Origin of the sequence: Streptomyces boncukensis (assembly GCF_011045075.1) — a bacterium.
In the GTDB taxonomy this organism is placed as follows: domain Bacteria; phylum Actinomycetota; class Actinomycetes; order Streptomycetales; family Streptomycetaceae; genus Streptomyces; species Streptomyces boncukensis.
This window is the reverse complement of sequence record NZ_JAAKZZ010000028.1, coordinates 13,803-30,837: the sequence shown is the minus strand read 5'-3', so window position 1 is coordinate 30,837 and position 17,035 is coordinate 13,803. Positions and strand designations below refer to the sequence as shown.

Sequence of the window (17,035 nt, the reverse complement as noted above, 5' to 3'; positions counted from 1 at the left end):
CTCCTTGCAGTGTGGGGACGACCATCGGCGTGTCCGTCACGGGGTCGGGGACGATGACGCTGGGCAGGTCGAACACGTCCTTGATCAGTGCGGCGTCCACGACGCCCGCGGGGTCGCCCTCGGCGACCACCCGGCCGTCCTTCATGGCGACCAGGTGGTCGGCGAACCGGCACGCCTGGTTGATGTCGTGCAGGACGGCGATCACCGTGCGGCCCTGGTTGCGCAGCCGGGTCAGCAGGCCGAGGAGCTGGTACTGGTGGGTGATGTCCAGGAACGACGTCGGCTCGTCGAGCAGCAGGTAGGGCGTCTCCTGGGCGAGCACCATGGCCATCCACACCCGCTGCCGCTGTCCGCCGGACAGCTCCTGCACCGGCCTGTCGGCCAGGTCGGCGACACCGGCCGCGTCCATCGCCCCGGTGACGGCCTCCTCGTCGCGGGCCGACCACGTCGCCAGCAGCGACTGGTGCGGGAACCGTCCCCGGCCCACGAGCTGACGGACCTTCATGTCGTCGGGGGCCAGCGGGTCCTGCGGCAGGAAGCCGAGCAGCTTGGCCAGTGCCTTGGTCGGGTAGCCGGTGACCTCGCGGCCGTCGAGCCGCACATGCCCGGTGTCGGGGTGCAGCAGCCGGACGAACGCGCGCAGCAGGGTCGACTTCCCGCAGGCGTTGGGGCCCACGATGGCGGTGAACGCGCCGTCGGGGACGTCGAGGCTCAGCCGTGTGGACACCACCCGGTCTCCGTAGCGCAGGGTGATCTCCCGTGCGGTCAGGCGTGCGGTCACGCGCGCCCCACCTCCTTGGTCAGCAGCCAGATCAGATAGCAGCCGCCGATCGCCGTACTCACCACGCCGACCGGCAGCGAGTCCGGCGCCAGCAGCAACTGGGCGACGAGGTCGGCCCCCTGCAGCAGCACGGCCCCGGTGAGTGCGGCCGGGAGCAGCGTCACCCCGGCGGTGCCCGCGAGCCTGCGGCCGATCTGTGGTGCGGCCAGCGCGATGAACGCGATCGGCCCGGCCACCGCGGTCACCGTGGCCGAGCAGCCGACGCCGACCAGCACCATCAGCAGCCGCAGCCGGCCCAGCCCGACCCCCGTGGCCACCGCGATCGCGTCGCCGAGCGCGGCCTGCTGCATCGCGTGCGCCCGCGTGGCCAGCAGCGCCAGCAGGACGGCGATCACCGCGAACGGAATCCACAGGTCGTCCCAGCCCACGCCGTTGAGCGAGCCCGCGCTCCAGCCGACCGCGGCGATCGCCACATCCAGGTCGGCGCGCAGCACGATCCACGAGTTGAGCGCGGTCACCATCGCGTTGACCGCGATTCCGATCACCACCAGCCGCAGCCCGGAGAAGCCCCGGTCGGACGCCAGCAGGTAGATCACGGCCGCGACGAGCAGCCCGCCCAGCACCGAGCCGGTGGCGAGCTGCGCGGACGTGCCCGAGAGCACGGTGAGGGCGACCAGGGCGCCGGTGTAGGCGCCCGCGTCGAGGCCGATCACGTCCGGGCTGCCCATCGGGTTGCGGGTGAGGCTCTGGAACACCGCCCCGGCGACGCCGAGCGCGGCGCCGAAGACCAGGCCGGCCAGCACCCGCGGCAGGCGCCACTCCAGGATCACCACGGAGGGCTCGGCGCCGGTCAGGGCGGCGAACACCTCGACGGGGCTGGACCAGGACGCGCCGTAGCACAGGCCGAGCAGCGCCAGGCCCAGCATCAGCGCGGCCAGCACCGCCGCGAGCACCACCGTGCGGCGTGCGGCCCGCAGTCCGAACGGGAGTCCCAGCGTGCTCACAGCGCCCCCGCCCCGTAGCGGCGGACGGCCCAGATCAGCATCGGGCCGCCGAGGAACGCGGTCACGATGGCCACGGGCACCTCGCCGGTCGACAGCAGCACCCGCGACCCGATGTCGGCGACCAGCAGCAGGATCGGCCCCAGCACCATCGTGTAGAGGATCAGCCACGGCACCGAGCCCGCCGCGGGCTTGCGGGCGAGGTGCGGCACGATCAGCCCGACGAACAGGATCGGCCCGGCCACCGCCGTCGCCGCCCCGCTGAGCACGGTGATCAGCACCAGCGCTGCGGCCCGCGCCCGCGCCACACCCGCGCCCAGCGTGTGGGCCACGGTCTCACCCAGCGACAGGGCGTTGAGCGACCGGCTCAGCAGCAGCGCGCCGAGCAGGGACACCCCGATCGCGGCCAGCGGCAGGGCCAGCGGCGCCTGTTCCCGGGCCGCCAGCGATCCGACCGACCAGAACCGGTACACGTCGAAGACGTCGGGGAGCATCAGCCGCAGGCCCAGCGCGACGCCGCTCAGCACGGCGGTCAGGGCCACGCCGGTGAGCACCAGGCGCAGCGGCGAGCGCCGCCCGACCGCGGCGACCAGCAGCGCCGCGAGCACCGAGCCGATGAGCGCGAAGCCCAACTGACCGGCCTGCCCGGCGGCCAGGCCGAGCGCCGAGCCGACGGTGATGGCGAACCCGGCGCCCGCGGTGACCCCGAGGATGCCGGGCTCGGCCAGCGGGTTGCGGGCCAGCGTCTGGATGAGCGCACCCGCCACCCCCAGCGCGGCGCCGACCGCGACGGCCAGCAGCGCGCGGGGCGCCCGGACGTCCCGGACGATCACCTGGTCGTCGGTGCCCCGGTAGTCCAGCAGCGCCCGCACCACCTCGGAGGGCGGCACGGCGTGGGCGCCGATGCCGATGCTGAGCACGGCGACCGCCGCCAGCAGCACCAGTCCGCCGGCGAGCAGGCCGGTCCTCGGGACGGCCCGTCCGGCTCCCGCTCCCCGGGGCGTGCGGCCTGCGGCGGTCACGAGTCCAGCAGCGGCGCGAACGCCTTGTCGACCGCGTCCAGGGTCTGCATGGCCTGCCCGTAGGTGGCGGCCTCGGTGTAGCGGATCGGGAAGGTCTTCCCGGCCTTGACGGCGGGGAGGTTCTTCCACAGCTTCGAGTCCATGACGTACTTCACCGACTCGGGGACGCTGCCGTCGGCCTCGACCGAGTAGGTGAGGGCGTCGGCCTTGCCCAGCGAGGACGGCAGCTCCTCGACGGACGGGTACTCGCTGACCGCGCGCGAACCCTTGCCGGCCTTCTTGACCTTGCCGTAGTAGTGCGCGCCGATGTCCTCGGCGACGTTGGTGCCCCACGAACCGCCGAACTCGCGCTGGAAGGTGCCCTTGGAGACCTCGCCGAAGGCGCCGACATGGCCCAGCTTGAGCTGCGGCAGCACGTCCTTGTACTTCTTCTTCAGCTCGGCGGCCCTGGCCTCGTACGTGGCCTTCACGGCGCCGAACTGCTCGAGCGCTCCGGCGGCGTCGGCCTGCTTGCGGGAGAGGGTGCGCCACGCGGACGGCTTGGTCGGGCCGATCGCCACGACCGGGGCGATGGACTCCAGCCGCTTGACGTCGATGTCGCCGAGCACCGGGGCGGGCACGCCGATGACGATCAGGTCGGGCTTGGCCTCGGCGACGGCCTCGTAGTTGGTCTCGGACGCCTGCTCGCCCGCCACCTTGGGGAGCTTCTTGTAGGCGGCCAGGTCCTTCTTGCCCATCATCGGCTCCCCGCGCTTCCACGACGAGATGCCGACCAGCGGCGCGTCGGCCTCGATCAGGGCGGGCACGGCGTAGCCGGTGGCCACGACGCGCTTCGGCGCGGCCGGGATCTTGATCTTGCCGTTGTCGGCGGCGAAGACGCGGGTCTTGCCCTTCCCGGCCGAGTCCGTCCCGTCGTCGGATGACCCGCACCCGGTCAGGGCAAGGGCCAGGGCCAGGGCACCGGCGAGGGCGCCGGCCAGGGCCGACGATCTGCGTATGGACATGTGCATGCTCCTTGTTGCTCAGGTAGAGGTGGGCCGGGTGGTCAGTGGCCGTCTTCGTCGAAGTCGGCGACGCCGCGCTTCCAGTAGCCGGTGATGTCGTGGTCGGCCCGCTCCAGCCGCAGCACGTCGCGGACCCAGCGGCGCAGCGGCTTGAGCTGCCCCGCCTCGCCCGCGGCCCACACGTACACCCGCTCGCCCCCGGGCACCGCCACCGCGGTCACGGCCCGCGCCAGCGCGTCACCGGTGCCCGGCGGCCGGTCGCCGCGGTGCAGCCAGCGCACCTCGACGCCCTCGGGCGCGGACAGCTCGATCTCCTGGGCCGCGTCGGCGACTTCGACGAACGCCCAGCCCCGCGCGGTCCTGGGCAGCTCCTCCAGCCAGCGCGCGATCGCGGGCAGCGCCGTGATGTCGCCCGCGAGCAGATAGCGGTCGTAGGAGTGCGGGACGATCAGCCCGCCGGGCGGCCCCGCGACGTGGACGGTGGCGCCGGGCCGGGCCGCACGTGCCCAGTCCGACGCCAAGCCGCCGTCGTGCGGCACGATATCGATGTCGATCTCGCCCGCGGCCGGGTCGTAGCGGCGCACGGTGTACTGCCGCGTGGTGGGCGACGGCCGCGGCCAGCGCAGCATCGCCCCGCTCGGCTCGGGCAGCCGCAGCGCACCGTCCGGGTCCGGGAAGATCAGCTTCACATGCTCGTCCGGCGAGTGGGCCTCGAACCCCTGGGTGCCCGCCCCGCCCAGGGTCACCCGCAGCAGGCCGTCGCCGACCATGGCGGTGCGCACGACCTCGGTCTCCCGGACGCGGACCGGGTAGCCCACCTTCTCGGCGCGGCGGCCCGCCCGGACCTCCGCGATCCGGTCCAGGTGCCGGTGCCGGTGGTCGGCCCGGGTCACGCGGCCTCACCGGTCAGCAGCGCCGTCCAGTGCGCCAGTTCGGGCCGCTCGGCCAGGTCGGGGAACTCCAGTGCGGTGGCTCCTGAGGCGCGCCAGCGCTCGACCAGCGTCATGAGGCGCACCGAGTCCAGTCCGCGGTCCATCAGGTTCTCCTCGGGCGCGATCTCGTCGGGGTCGCAGCCCAGCAGCTCCGCGACGTCGGCGCGGACACGCTCGGGCGACAGGGTCTGGCTCATCTCGTGGCTCCTGCGGGGACGGGCGCCGACAGCGCGGTCAGCGCGTCGACGGTGGTGGTGACGACGCCGCAGCGCTGCGCGACGTACGCGCACGCCTGGCTGTGGCGTTCGCGCGAGAAGTCGGCGACCGCGTCGGCCATCAGGAACGGCTGGACGTCGCGCATGAACGCCTCGACGGCGGTGGCCTGGCAGCCGATGTGCGCGTACACACCGGTGATCAGCAGCTGGTCCCGGCCCAGGGCGGCCAGCTGCTCGGCGAACGTGCTGCGCTGGAAGGCGCTGTAGCGCCACTTGGCCAGCACGGTGTCGGCCCCGGCCGGGGCGAGCGCGGCGACGATGTCCGCGGCTCCCGGGTCGGAGTCGATCACCGCGCCGATGCCCTCGCCCCAGAACTCGGTGAGCAGCCCGCGGTCCGCGGCGTCCTGCCTGCCCGGCTGCGCGGTGTAGAACACCGGAACCCCCCGTTCACGGGCGACCCCGGCCAGCCGCGCGATGTTCTCCGTCACCTCCGGCACCGGGGCCCCGGCGTACGGGGCGAGGAAATAGCGCTGCATGTCGTGGATCAGCAGCGCCGCACGGGCCGGATCGGGCCGCCACCCCACACGCGCCGCGGGCAACTCGCCGGGGGCGGGCAGGGGATAGGGCGGGATCTCCGGCAGGGACACACGGATCACTCCCTTCACTTCTCGCTTCACTCCTCGCGTGCGAGCGCGGCCAGTGCCGCCCTCAGCTCGCGCTTGCTGGTCTTGCCGACGCCGGTCACCGGGAACTCCTCGACGACCTGCACCAGGTCCGGCACCTTGAACGCGGCCACCCTGCGCCCGCGTACGAACGCGCGCAGCTCCGATGCGGTCGGCGACGCGCCCGCGGCGGGCACGACGTAGGCACAGGTCCGCTCGCCGAGGTACGGGTCGGGCACCGCGACGACGGCGGCGTCGAGCACGCCCGGGTGCGCCATCAGGTGGTTCTCGACCTCCTCGGCCGCGACCTTCTCCCCGCCCCGGTTGATCTGCTCCTTGACCCGGCCGACGACCTCGATCTGCCCGGAGGGCGTGCGGCGCACCAGGTCGCCGGTCCGGTAGAAGCCCTCCGGGGTGAACGCGGTGGCGTTGTGCTCCTCGGCCCGGTAGTAGCCGCGGATCGTGTAGGGACCGCGGGTCAGCAGGGCGCCCGGCGCTCCCGGCGCCACGTCGGCGCCGGTGTCCGGGTCGACGACGCGGATCTCGTCGTCGGGGGAGATGGGGCGGCCCTGGGTGCCGAGCACGGTCTCCTCGGGGTCGTCCAGGCGGGTGTAGCAGACCAGCCCCTCGGCCATCCCGAACACCTGCTGCAGCCGGCAGCCCAGGGCGGGGCCGATCCGCTCCGCCAGCTCCCGCCCGCACTTGGCCCCGCCGACCAGCAGCACCTCCAGCGAGGACAGGTCGCGGTCGGTGCGGGCCGCGGCCTGCACCCACGCGGCGGCCAGCGGCGGCACCACCCCGGTGATCGTGACCCGTTCCGCCTCGATCAGCCGGAAGGCGGTGTCCGCGTCCGGCCGCGGCGCCATGACCGTGGCCGCGCCCGCGTGCAGCGCGCCCAGCACCCCGGGAGAGCTCAGCGGGTAGTTGTGCGACACCGGCAGCGCGGCCAGGTAGACGCTCTCCGGGCGCAGCGCGCAGATCCGGGCGCTCTCGCGGACGCTGTAGAGGTAGTCGTCGTGGGTGCGCGGGATCAGCTTCGGCAGCCCGGTGCTCCCGCCGGAGAGCTGCAGGAACGCCACGCCCTCCGGATCGGGGTCGGGCAGCTCGCGCGGTGCCGTCGCGGCCAGGTCGGCGAACTCCTCCGATCCGACCACCAGCACGCGTCGCACGGAGTCCACCTCGGAGGCGACGGCGCGGGCTGTCGCGGCGTGGTCGTGCCGCTCGTGCTCGCCGACGGTGAGGACGGCGGCGGCCTCGCTCTGCGCGGCGAAGTGCCGCAGCTCGCCGTGCCGGTGCGCGGGCAGCGCGAACACCGGCAGCACGCCCGCGCGCCACATCCCGAACACCACCGGCAGGAACTCCGGAATGTTGGGCAGCTGCAGGACGACCCGGTCGCCGGGGGCCAACCCGCTCCCGGCCAGGCCCGCCGCGATCCGGTGGGCCCGCTCGTCCAGTTCGGTGAAGCTCCACCGGCTGTCCCCGCCGACGACGGCTGTCCGGTCGCCGTACGCGGTGGCCAGCGACGTCAGCAGCGCCCCGAAGGTCTGTCCGCGCCAGTGGCCCGCGGCCCGGTAACGCGCGGCGACCGCCGGCGGCCAGGGCACGTGGTCCCGGGTCACGCCACATCCTCCGCGCCGAGGGCACGCAGCAGCGTACGGAACTTCGCGCAGGTCTCGGCCAGTTCGGCCGCGGGGTCCGAGTCCGCGACGATGCCGGCCCCGGCGAACAGCCGGACCGTCCGGTCGCACACCTCGGCGCTGCGGATCGTCACCGCCCACTCGCCGTCCCCGTCGAGCCCGGTCCAGCCGACCATGCCCGCGTAGTAGCCGCGGTCCTCCGGTTCCAGGTCCGCGATGGCCGCGAGCGCCCCGGTCCCGGGCGCACCGCACACGGCGGGGGTCGGGTGCAGCGCCTCGGCCAGTCCCAGCGCCGAGCAGGCCGGGTCGGCCGGAGCCGCCAGCCGCCCGGTGATCCGGGTGGACAGGTGCCACATCGTGGGCGTGCCGATCACCTCGGGCTGCGCGGGCACGTCCAGGTCGACACAGAACCGGCCGAGTACCTCGGCCACCTGTGCGGTGGTGTAGGCGTGTTCGGCGAGGTCCTTCGCCGACTCCCGCAGCCGCGCGATCCGTTCGCGGTCGAGCGCCTCGTCACCCGACCGGGGGGCCGAGCCGGCCAGCGGGTTGGCCACCACCGTCGCGCCGCGCCGGGACACCAGCAGTTCGGGGCTCGCCCCGACCAGCGTGCGCGGGGCGGGATCGCCGGGCGCGGTGACATCGGCGGCGAACGCGTAGGCGGCCGGGTCCGCCCCCACCAGACGGGCCAGCAGCGCGGGCACCCACACCGGCGCCTCGGCGGTGAGCTCCAGACAGCGGGCCAGCACGACCTTGCTCAGGTCGCCGCGGCCGATCCGCTCCAGCGCCCGGCGGACGCCGTCGGTGTACTGTGCGGTCCCGGGGCGCGGGGTCACCGTCCGCACCGTCCCCGACTCGGCTCCCGGCGCCCGTACGTCCGTGGGGGCATCCGCGCGCCGTACCACGGAAGGCACCAGCAGGGCGGCCTGGGCTGCCGGGTGGAATCCGACGGCGCCGGCGACGACGGGCTCGGGTATCCCCGCCGCCGCGGCCGCGTCGAGGGCGTCGGCGGCGGCAAGGGCGTGCGCACCGTTCCCTGCCCGGACCCGGGCGTGCTCGCCGTCGGCGAGCAGCGCGCCGCGTGCCGAGGAGAAGTAGAACGAGCCGGGCAGGTAGGCGGCCAGCAGATCGGCCGCCCGGTGCACAGGTCTGGGGCGCTCCAGTGCGGATATGGACATGTCTGCGATTCCTTCCTCAAGCGCGCAGCGTGGCGCCGCCGTCGACGAACAGGCTCTGCATGGTGATGTGCCGGGCGCGGTCGGAGACCAGGAACAGCACGGCGTCGGCGATGTCGGCGGGGTCGGCGATGCGGCCCAGCGGGATGCCCACCCGGAACTCCTCGGGAGTACCCGCGATCACCCGCGCGAGGTCGTCCTCGTCCGTCCAGAGCTGACGCTGCATCGGCGTGTCGGTCGAACCGGGCGCGACCACGTTGCAGCGGATGCCGTAGCGGGCCACCTCCAGCCCCAGACAGCGGGTGAGCATGGTGGCCGCGGCCTTGGAGGCGGCGTACGCACCCATGCCCGTACGCGGCACGCCCGCGGCGTTGGACGCGACGGTCACCAGTGCCCCGCGCCCGCGGGGTGTCATCCGGCGGGCCAGCTCGCGCAGGACGACGAACACTCCCGTGGTGTTGACGGAGAAGGTGTCCGCCCAGTCCTCGTCGGTGGTTTCGCACAGCGGTCCCGGCCGCAGGATGCCCGCCACCGGCACCCCGATATGGATCGGCCCGATGTCGCGCTCGGTCTTCTCGACGACGTCGGCGACGGCGGCGGCGTCCGCCACATCGGCGGTGCACGGCACGACCCGCCCGTGCGAGCGATCCGCCAGCTCCGCCAGGCCGTCCGTGTCGGTGTCGACGGCGGCGACGGTGGCGCCTTCGCGGACCAGCCCGTCGACCACAGCTGCACCGATCCCGCGGGCCGCCCCAGTGACGAGAGCCGTCGAGCCCGCAACGCCCGCATTCCAAGCCGACATGACCTTCCCTCCCGGTTTAGTGAGGTAAGGCTAACCTGATCCGTAGCAGGCTGTGCAAGTCACCCGCGGCCCTCCCGGGCTTCCATGGCGCGACACCACGTCATGGAAGGCGGATCTGCGCCGTACGCCCCAGCTCCTGGGGCAGGAGATGGATGTAGGTGAGCGTGGAGTCGGTGTGGCGATGGCCGGCGAAGGTGGCAATGGCGTGCAGTTCCCAGCCCATCCGGGCCAGGTCGGTCAAGCACAGGTGCCTCGTGGAGTGCGTGGAGAACCGCGGGACATCGGCGGTCAGCCCGATCCGCGGACTACTTTCGACCAGGTCCACAAGCTCAGCGGCTGGGCGTGGTTGCGCCGGGATTCCGACAGGAACAGCGGTCCACGCGCCCGGCTGATCTTGGCCCGGTGAGCGAGGTAGCCCGACAGCAGGACGCCGGTCGGCGCGGAGTACGGGACAACGCGCTCCAGCCGGTTCTTAGTCGTCTCCGCCCGGACTCGCAGGGTTCGGTGAGCCGGGTCGAGGTTGTCGGTGCGCAGGGAGCAAAGCTCTTCGCGACGTAGTGCGGCGTCGTAGGCGAGGGCGAGCATCACGCGGTTGCGGATCGGCTCCTCGGCGGCGACCGCGAGGACATCCATCCACTGCTGTTCGGTGGGTATCCAGGGCAGTTTCGTCAGCCTCGGCACGAGGCCACGCTCGTGTCCGCCGCGTTGGCGGCCGGGCGTGTAGCGGCCACGGCCGACCGGGTTGGAGTCGCGCTGCCCGTCCTCCATGAGGAAGTCGTAGAACAGCCGGACCGGCACCAGGCGCTGCTGAATGGTGGCGTTGGCCAGACCTGAGCCCGAGTCGATCGAGACCACGTTCGCACCGCGATGGCTGGGACGTGAGGTCAACTCCCGTACGTAGACGGCAACATGTGCTCGACCGGCGGTCAGCGGGTCGACGTTCTCCCGCCCGCACATCACCAAGTACTCGGCCAGCCCCCGGGCGTAGGCGTCGATCGTCCGGGGCGCCCTGCCCAAGTCGGTCCACGCCTGCAGCCACTCGGCCGCTCGTTCGTGCCGGCCGAGCACCGGCCACTTCTCCTCCAGCACTGCCGTGCCCAACACATCTCCTCAGTCCGTGGTCGTACAGCAGGGAGATGATCTCCGCTGCGGTCAGATTCCACGTAACTGTTATTCGATGCCGTCGAGCACGGCGTCTCGGCTGGCCCCGGCGGCACACCGCCCGCTTGACGCTGACCGTCGGTGAAGTGGCCGGCGTTCCCTGTCCAGGTCCGAGGCGGCCTTGCGTCAGGCTGTGTCCTGCGTTTGGGGCCGGGGCTCCGGGGTCCGCTCGGCCGTCAGGATCGTGTGTTCCGGAGCCGTGTCGTCGTCCCGGGCCAGGAGCCAGTACAGGAGTGCGGGGACGGCCAGGCCGACGAGCCAGGAGATGTCCGCGCCGCCCAGCGGATCCACCAGCGGGCCGGTATAGAAGTGGGTGGCCAGGAAGGGGAGCTGAGCTGCCAGGCCCACGGCGTAGACGGAGAGGGCCTTCCAGCGCCAGGCGCCGTAGCGGCCGTTCGGGTCGCTGAGCGCGGGCAGGTCGTAGCGCTCCTTGGCGATGAGGTAGTAGTCGACCAGGTTGATGGCCGACCACGGGGTGAAGGCCGTCAGCAGGAAGAGCAGGAAGTCTTTGAACGAGGTCAGGAAGCTGTCCTTGCCGATCAGTGCGACCGCTGTGCCGGCCACCATGATTCCGGCGATATAGGCGGCTCGGGCGCGCGGTCCCAGCAAGCGCTGTCCCCGGAAGCCGCTGATGCCGGTGACCATCGACATGAAGCCGCCGTAGGTGTTCAGGACGTTGATGGTCAGCTTCCCGAGCGCGATGACGAAGTAGAGGAACGAGGCCATGACACCGGCGCCGCCCAGGCCGACGATGTAGTTCACCTCGTGTCCGGTGAACGCCGGGCCGGCTGCGGCGGCGGCCAGCGCGCCGAAGGTCATCGACCACTGCGAGCCGAGGGCCGAGCCGCTCAGGGTCCACCAGAACGTGGCCCGCGCCGAGGTGGAGCGCGGCAGATAGCGGGAGTAGTCCGCGACGTAGGGGCCGAACGCCAGCTGCCAGGACGCGGCGAGGGATATCGCCAGCAGAAACAGGGGCAGCGAGAAGGCGCGGTCGGCCAGCAGTTCGGACAGCTCCGCGCGCTGCAGCAGCCGGGCACCGAGGTAGACGAAGGTGACCGCACACACGAGCCCTGCGACGCGGCCGAGGGCGTGGATCACGCGATAGCCGATGGCCGCCGCCACCGCGGTGACCAGGGCGAAGAGGACGATGCCCGGGGTGTCGCCGAGATGCGTCAGCTCGCCCACGGCTTGTCCGGCCAGCACGCTGCCGCTGGCGAAGAAGCCGATGTACATGACGATGACGAGGGCGAGGGGCACCGCCGCGCCCCGGACGCCGAACTGAGCGCGGCTGGAGATCATCTGCGGTAGTCCGAGGCGAGGCCCCTGCGCCGAGTGCAGGGCCATCACGGCCCCGCCCAGCAAGTTGCCGAGCAGCAGGCCGATGACCGCCCAGAAGGCGCCGGAGCCGAAGACGACGGCGAGGGCGCCGGTGACAACTGCGGTGATCTGGAGGTTGGCGCCCAGCCACAGTGTGAACTGGCTGAACGCCGTGCCGTACCGCTCGGAGTCGGGGACGACATCGATCGATCGCCGCTCCACCACACCGGCCATACCTGCACCTTCTTTCACTTGCCCCACTGCTGCATGGATCCATTCAGCTTGGAGAGTGACTGAATAAAGGTCAATACATTCGGGTGAAGCTTCCGTTAATCGGGCCGCCTGGGCAGGGACCGTCCCTTGCTGTTTCGGCGTGGGCTGCGGGTGGTGGTCGAGCCGCTGTTGCCCCGGAGTGAGCGTCGGGCCCGTCATCCGGGACGTAAGCGGCATCCGGACCGGCTGGTGTTCCAGGGCGTCCTGTTTGTGCTGCACACCGGGATCGCCTGGGAACATCTGCCGCAGGAACTCGGCTTCGGCTCGGGCATGACCTGCTGGCGCCGCCTGGCCGAGTGGACCGAGGCCGGCGTGTGGCCCCGGTTCCACGAAGTCCTCCTTGTCAAGCTCCGCGGCGTGAACGCGCTGGACTTCTCCCGTGCTGCGGTCGACGGCTCCCGCATCCGTGTGTTCGAGGGGGCTCCAAGGCCGGACGAAGCCTCGTTGACCGGGGCAGGACGGGCAGCAGGCATCACCTGATTAGGGACGCCACGGGCATCCCGCTCGCGGCCACCTTGACCGGCGGCAACCGTAACGACGTCACGCAACTCGTCCCACTCCTCCAGGCCGTGCCGCCCGTGCGTGGCAAGCGCGGCCGGCCCCGGCGCCGCCCCGACGTGGTGCTGGCCGACCGCGGCTACGACCACGACAAGTACCGCCGCCTGGTCTGGGACCTCGGCGTAAAACCACTGATCGCCCGCCGCGGCACCGAGCACGGCTTCGGCCTGGGCGCCCAACGCTGGGTCGTGGTGCGCGCGCTCGCCCACCTGCACTGGTTCCGTCGCCTGCGGATCCGCCGGGAGATACGTGACGACATCCACGTAGCCTTCCTCACCCTCGGATGCGCACTCATCTGCTGGCGACGCCTGAAGGCATCCCGGTAGGAGTTCTCAGGTGATGTCGTCGACAAGAGCCTCAAGGTGGCGCTCTCCGTCGCGGGTGTGCGCGCCGGCGGCCAGTGCAGCCTTGGCAAGACGGGCTGCAGCGGGCTCACTGAACAGTCCGTTGAGGAGTTCGTTGGCCTTTTGCAGGCCGTGAGTGGTCGACTCGATCGCGGTGTCGACTGCTTCGGTCGCGGCGCGGGCGACGCCGGGCGGCAGAGCGGCGATGCGGGCGGCGAGGGTGTCGACGACGTGGTCGAGCTCGGTGTCCGGCACGGCCCGGTTCACCCATCCGATCCGTTCCGCGGTCGCGGCATCGATCAGCTGCCCGCCAAGGATGATCTCCAGGGTGCGTGCGCGACCCACGAGACCGGGCAGGTGTGCAGTGCCTCCCGCGCCCGGGATGATTCCCAGTCGGCACTCCATCTGGGCCATTCCGGCGCGCTTGAGCGATGCGAACCGCATGTCCATCGCGGACGCCAGTTCCGCACCGCCGCCGCGTGCCAGTCCGCGCAGCTTGGCGATGGTGATCTGCGGCAGCGACCGGATGCGTTCGTGGAGCCGCATCATCGGGTTGAGGGACTGGTCTTGTTCGGGTGCCGTGGGGAGGGCAACGAATGTCGCGGGGTCGTCGGCGGTCGTCATGTCGCCGTGCGCGACGAAGAAGTCCGGGTCCGCACTGTCGAAAACGATCACCCGGACGTCGTGGTCGTCGGACATGGCGTCCGCGAACCGGTCCAGGTCCGTCATCAGGGCGGCGTCGAGCAGGTTGATGGGAGGGTTGTCGATCACGACGTGCGCCACGCCGCTGGTGAGAGAGGTCTTGAGGGTCGGGTATGCGTCAGTCATGATTCCCGTCTTCGCGTCCGGCTACTGGGTATCCGAGGTATACCTAGTAGTACGGATACACTTCAACGAAATCAGGTATTGCGAGGGAGACCGACGTGCCCGAAGTGGAGCTCAATGGCGACGGCCGGAATCTACTCGACCAACTCTTCGACAAGTGGTCCTTGCTGGTACTGGCCGCATTGTGCGACCGTCCCCGGCGCTTCAACGAACTCCGGCAACACATGCCCGCTGTCACCCCGAAGTCCCTGACCACATGCCTGCGGCGACTGGAGCGCAACGGCATGGTCGAGCGAGCGGTCGTGTCCACGGAACCGGTGGCGATCGAATACCGCATCACCCCCCTGGGCCGGACCCTTCGGTCCCCTGTGCACGCCATGCTGGAATGGGCCGTCGATCACCTCGACGCGGTCGAAACCGCCCGCTGCCACTACGACGAGCGACGTGTGGACAAGTGACATCCCGCCTATCGCGCACAGGACCTGGAACACCCAGGATGCCTGGATCTTCTCGGAGGCTCCCGTCCACCCGACCTTGATCAGCGAGGACACCTTCCGGGCCGCGCAGGAGCGCCTGGCCTCCCGGGGGCCGACATCCCGGCCCCGGCAGGGAGTGCGCACGCGGCACCCTTACGTGTTCAAGGGGCTGCTGCACCACGAGTCCTGTCACCGGCGGATGCAGGGGAACTGGGCGCACGGTGAGGCTTACTACCGGTGCCGGTTCCCCAAGGAGTACGCGCTGGCCAATCATGTGGAGCACGGCCTGAACGTGTATCTGCGCGAGGTCGACGTCCTCGACCCGCTGGATGCCTGGCTCGCGGGGGCTTTCGCTCCGCCTGAGATCGAGCGGTCGCTGAGCGCGCTGGAGGGGAGCCAGCCGGACCCGGCGTCCGATCCCCGAACGCTGGCCATCCGGCAGACGCTCGCGGAGTGTGACCGGAAGCTCGCTCAGCATCGGGCGGCGCTGGAAGCCGGGGCGGACCCCCGGCTCGTGGCGCAGTGGAGCACAGAGGTACAGGCTGAGCGCGCCGCAGCCCAGGCCCGGCTCCCCCGAGGAGAGGACGGACCCGCCCGACGGTTGAGCCGACAGGAGATCCGTGACCTCGTGGACGCCCTTGGCGGACTGCTCAGCGTCCTTCGTGAGGCGGATCCCGAGGACAAGGCCGAGGTCTACCGGCAGCTCGGGCTGCGGCTGACCTACGACGAGAACACGCAAACGGTGCTGGCCGAAGCCCGGCCAGCACCGCCGGTGGGCGTACTGTTCGTGTCCGAGGGGGGACTTGAACCCCCACGCCCGATAAAGGGCACTAGCACCTCAAGCTAGCGCGTCTGCCATTCCGCCACCCGGACTTGGGTCGTCGCCTGCTGGCCCGGCTGGGGGTCGCGGCGACGGGGACCACGATACCAAGGGTTGGGAGTGCTCCTCACCAGGGTTTTCCGGGGTTGTGTCCGGTTGGTGGGCATTTGGTGGCGAATGTTGGTTACGGGTGGCGGGGTGAGCGGGCTTCGGCCCGGTTGACGTGGGGAGGGGAGGGTCTACAGTATTCGTGGACTGTATGCAATCTACGGTCGACCGCATCGAACTCTCCCGTGAAGGGACGTGAAGCGGCATGTCTGAGGGAAGCAACGACACCGGCGGCACCGAATCCCCGGATCTGATCTCCGGCGGGCATCTGGTCGCGCAGGCACTCAAGGCCGAGGGCGTCGAGGTCATCTACACGCTCTGCGGCGGCCACATCATCGACATCTACGACGGCTGTGCCGACCAGGGCATCGACGTGATCGACGTACGGCACGAGCAGGTGGCCGCGCACGCCGCCGACGGGTACGCCCGGATCACCGGGAAGCCGGGGTGCGCCGTGGTCACCGCGGGGCCCGGCACGACCGACGCCGTCACCGGGGTCGCCAACGCCTTCCGTGCCGAGTCGCCGCTGGTGCTGATCGGCGGTCAGGGCGCGCACAGCCAGCACAAGATGGGCTCGCTGCAGGACCTCCCGCACGTCGACATGATGGCGCCGATCACCAAGTTCGCCGCCACGGTGCCGGACACCGCGCGCGCGGCCGACATGGTCTCCATGGCCTTTCGCGAGTGCTACCATGGAGCGCCGGGGCCGTCGTTCCTGGAGATCCCGCGGGACGTGCTGGACGCGAGGGTCCCGCGGGAGCGGGCGCGTGTCCCGGAGCCCGGGAAGTACCGCGCCTCCACCCGGCAGGCCGGGGATCCGGAGGACGTGGAGCGGCTGGCCGATCTGCTGGTGCACGCCGAACGCCCGGCCATTCTGCTGGGCAGCCAGACCTGGACGACGCGGGCGACGGACGCGGCGGTCGAGCTGGTGCGGGCGCTGGACGTCCCGGCGTATATGAACGGCGCGGGGCGGGGCACGCTGCCGCCCGGGGGCCCGCACCATTTCCAGCTCTCCCGCCGGTACGCGTTCGCGAACGCCGATGTGATCGTGGTCGTCGGCACGCCGTTCGACTTCCGGATGGGGTACGGGAAGCGGCTGTCCGCGCAGGCCACGGTCGTCCAGATCGACCTGGACTACCGCACCGTCGGCAAGAACCGGGACGTCGACCTGGGCATCGTCGGCTCCGCGGACGCGGTGCTGCGGGCCGTCACCGAGGCGGCGTCCGGGCGCCTCGGCGGGGCTGCGGACAAGCGCAAGGCGTGGCTGGCCGAGCTGCGCACCGCCGAGCAGACCGCGCTGGACAAGCGGCTGCCGCAGCTGCGCTCCGACGCCTCGCCCATCCATCCGTACCGGCTGGTGAGCGAGATCAACGAGTTTCTCACCGAGGATTCGATCTACATCGGCGACGGGGGCGACATCGTCACCTTCTCCGGACAGGTCGTGCAGCCCAAGGCGCCCGGCCACTGGATGGACCCCGGGCCGCTCGGCACGCTCGGCGTCGGCGTCCCGTTCGCGATGGCCGCCAAGCAGGCCCGCCCCGACAAGGAGATCGTCACTCTTTTCGGTGATGGTGCCTTCTCGCTGACCGGCTGGGACTTCGAGACGCTCGTCCGCTTCGGCCTGCCCTTCGTCGGCATCGTCGGCAACAACTCCTCGATGAACCAGATCCGCTACGGCCAGCGCGCCAAGTACGGCGTGCAGCGCGAGCGGATCGGCAACACGCTGGGCGACGTGCCGTACGACCAGTTCGCGCGGATGCTCGGCGGCCATGGCGAGGAGGTCAGGGAGCCGGACCAGATACGGCCCGCGCTGGAGCGGGCCCGGGAGTCCGGGAAGCCCTCGCTCATCAACGTGTGGATCGACCCGGACGCGTACGCCCCCGGAACCATGAACCAGACCATGTACAAGTGAGGTGGCCGCGACC

Annotated in this window: 17 protein-coding genes and 1 tRNA gene; 3 read left to right on the top strand and 15 right to left on the bottom strand. The window is 71.6% G+C overall.

Annotation, left to right across the window (positions count from 1 at the left end; all coding sequences use genetic code 11):
* From G5C65_RS04945 to G5C65_RS04890, 13 genes are all read right to left on the bottom strand, one after another.
* Window positions 1-781: ATP-binding cassette domain-containing protein (locus G5C65_RS04945; protein ID WP_165297368.1), on the bottom strand; the 781-nt coding region annotated here is incomplete at its 3' end.
* Window positions 778-1,707 carry a FecCD family ABC transporter permease gene (locus tag G5C65_RS04940; RefSeq protein ID WP_165297370.1) on the bottom strand — a complete coding sequence of 310 codons (930 nt, stop codon included), beginning with the start codon at window positions 1,705-1,707 and terminating at the stop codon, window positions 778-780. The genes G5C65_RS04945 and G5C65_RS04940, both read right to left, overlap by 4 nt.
* A 74-nt stretch (window positions 1,708-1,781) precedes the next feature.
* Window positions 1,782-2,804, bottom strand: coding sequence for an iron chelate uptake ABC transporter family permease subunit (locus tag G5C65_RS04935; RefSeq protein WP_165297367.1), 1,023 nt, complete (start codon window positions 2,802-2,804; stop codon window positions 1,782-1,784).
* On the bottom strand, window positions 2,801-3,808 hold the full coding sequence (locus G5C65_RS04930; RefSeq protein ID WP_165297366.1) for an ABC transporter substrate-binding protein: 1,008 nt from the start codon (window positions 3,806-3,808) through the stop codon (window positions 2,801-2,803). The genes G5C65_RS04935 and G5C65_RS04930 overlap by 4 nt, the downstream gene beginning before the upstream one ends.
* A 41-nt stretch (window positions 3,809-3,849) precedes the next feature.
* Window positions 3,850-4,701, bottom strand: a complete 852-nt coding sequence (locus G5C65_RS04925) for an SIP domain-containing protein (protein ID WP_165297365.1) — start codon at window positions 4,699-4,701, stop codon at window positions 3,850-3,852.
* Complete coding sequence (locus G5C65_RS04920) at window positions 4,698-4,937, bottom strand: phosphopantetheine-binding protein (RefSeq protein ID WP_165297364.1); 240 nt, start codon at window positions 4,935-4,937, stop codon at window positions 4,698-4,700. The genes G5C65_RS04925 and G5C65_RS04920 overlap by 4 nt, the downstream gene beginning before the upstream one ends.
* The gene (locus tag G5C65_RS04915) at window positions 4,934-5,602 is read right to left on the bottom strand and encodes an isochorismatase family protein (RefSeq protein WP_338146236.1); all 669 of its coding nucleotides are present in this window, start codon (window positions 5,600-5,602) and stop codon (window positions 4,934-4,936) included. Before G5C65_RS04915 ends, G5C65_RS04920 begins: the two co-directional genes overlap by 4 nt.
* Window positions 5,603-5,628: 26 nt before the next feature.
* Window positions 5,629-7,236 (bottom strand): AMP-binding protein, encoded by a 1,608-nt coding sequence (locus G5C65_RS04910; protein WP_165297363.1) that lies wholly within the window; start codon window positions 7,234-7,236, stop codon window positions 5,629-5,631.
* Window positions 7,233-8,429 (bottom strand): isochorismate synthase, encoded by a 1,197-nt coding sequence (locus G5C65_RS04905; protein ID WP_165297362.1) that lies wholly within the window; start codon window positions 8,427-8,429, stop codon window positions 7,233-7,235. Before G5C65_RS04905 ends, G5C65_RS04910 begins: the two co-directional genes overlap by 4 nt.
* A 16-nt stretch (window positions 8,430-8,445) precedes the next feature.
* The gene (locus G5C65_RS04900; protein WP_165297361.1) at window positions 8,446-9,228 is read right to left on the bottom strand and encodes a 2,3-dihydro-2,3-dihydroxybenzoate dehydrogenase; all 783 of its coding nucleotides are present in this window, start codon (window positions 9,226-9,228) and stop codon (window positions 8,446-8,448) included.
* 100 nt (window positions 9,229-9,328) lie between these two features.
* Window positions 9,329-9,553 carry a tyrosine-type recombinase/integrase gene (locus G5C65_RS40060; RefSeq protein ID WP_338146235.1) on the bottom strand — a complete coding sequence of 75 codons (225 nt, stop codon included), beginning with the start codon at window positions 9,551-9,553 and terminating at the stop codon, window positions 9,329-9,331.
* Window positions 9,517-10,329 carry a tyrosine-type recombinase/integrase gene (locus G5C65_RS40055; protein WP_277607969.1) on the bottom strand — a complete coding sequence of 271 codons (813 nt, stop codon included), beginning with the start codon at window positions 10,327-10,329 and terminating at the stop codon, window positions 9,517-9,519. The genes G5C65_RS40060 and G5C65_RS40055 overlap by 37 nt, the downstream gene beginning before the upstream one ends.
* A 186-nt stretch (window positions 10,330-10,515) precedes the next feature.
* Window positions 10,516-11,940, bottom strand: a complete 1,425-nt coding sequence (locus G5C65_RS04890; RefSeq protein WP_165297360.1) for a purine-cytosine permease family protein — start codon at window positions 11,938-11,940, stop codon at window positions 10,516-10,518.
* Between the two features lie 108 nt (window positions 11,941-12,048).
* Between G5C65_RS04890 and G5C65_RS04885 the strand changes: the two genes are divergently transcribed.
* A protein-coding gene (locus G5C65_RS04885; RefSeq protein ID WP_420903280.1) for an IS5 family transposase occupies window positions 12,049-12,863 on the top strand; the annotation gives its coding sequence in 2 pieces (ribosomal slippage) (window positions 12,049-12,388 and window positions 12,388-12,863; 816 coding nt in all).
* Between the two features lie 6 nt (window positions 12,864-12,869).
* On the opposite strand, the gene G5C65_RS04880 is transcribed toward G5C65_RS04885, so the two are convergent.
* Window positions 12,870-13,709: an enoyl-CoA hydratase/isomerase family protein gene (locus G5C65_RS04880; RefSeq protein ID WP_165297358.1), complete on the bottom strand. Its 840-nt coding sequence runs from the start codon at window positions 13,707-13,709 to the stop codon at window positions 12,870-12,872.
* Window positions 13,710-13,804: 95 nt separating this feature from the next.
* Here G5C65_RS04880 and G5C65_RS04875 point away from each other — a divergent pair, with 95 nt between their 5' ends.
* A complete protein-coding gene (locus tag G5C65_RS04875; protein ID WP_165297357.1) occupies window positions 13,805-14,164 on the top strand; it encodes a winged helix-turn-helix transcriptional regulator in 360 nt (119 codons plus the stop codon).
* 806 nt (window positions 14,165-14,970) lie between these two features.
* On the opposite strand, the gene G5C65_RS04870 is transcribed toward G5C65_RS04875, so the two are convergent.
* Window positions 14,971-15,055, bottom strand: a tRNA-Leu gene (locus G5C65_RS04870).
* A 260-nt stretch (window positions 15,056-15,315) separates the two neighbouring features.
* Here G5C65_RS04870 and G5C65_RS04865 point away from each other — a divergent pair.
* Window positions 15,316-17,022 (top strand): thiamine pyrophosphate-binding protein, encoded by a 1,707-nt coding sequence (locus G5C65_RS04865; protein WP_165297356.1) that lies wholly within the window; start codon window positions 15,316-15,318, stop codon window positions 17,020-17,022.
* The last annotated feature ends 13 nt before the right edge of the window (window positions 17,023-17,035 follow it).

Bases quoted from the DNA above. Each gene is read 5' to 3' on its own strand.
- G5C65_RS04890 (WP_165297360.1), bottom strand. From the start codon at position 11,940: ATGGCCGGTGTGGTGGAGCGGCGATCGATCGATGTCGTCCCCGACTCC.
- G5C65_RS04900 (WP_165297361.1), bottom strand. From the start codon at position 9,228: ATGTCGGCTTGGAATGCGGGCGTTGCGGGCTCGACGGCTCTCGTCACT.
- G5C65_RS04930 (WP_165297366.1), bottom strand. From the start codon at position 3,808: ATGTCCATACGCAGATCGTCGGCCCTGGCCGGCGCCCTCGCCGGTGCC.
- G5C65_RS04940 (WP_165297370.1), bottom strand. From the start codon at position 1,707: ATGCTGGGCCTGGCGCTGCTCGGCCTGTGCTACGGCGCGTCCTGGTCC.
- G5C65_RS04920 (WP_165297364.1), bottom strand. From the start codon at position 4,937: ATGAGCCAGACCCTGTCGCCCGAGCGTGTCCGCGCCGACGTCGCGGAG.
- G5C65_RS04905 (WP_165297362.1), bottom strand. From the start codon at position 8,429: ATGTCCATATCCGCACTGGAGCGCCCCAGACCTGTGCACCGGGCGGCC.
- G5C65_RS04865 (WP_165297356.1), top strand. From the start codon at position 15,316: ATGTCTGAGGGAAGCAACGACACCGGCGGCACCGAATCCCCGGATCTG.
- G5C65_RS04880 (WP_165297358.1), bottom strand. From the start codon at position 13,709: ATGACTGACGCATACCCGACCCTCAAGACCTCTCTCACCAGCGGCGTG.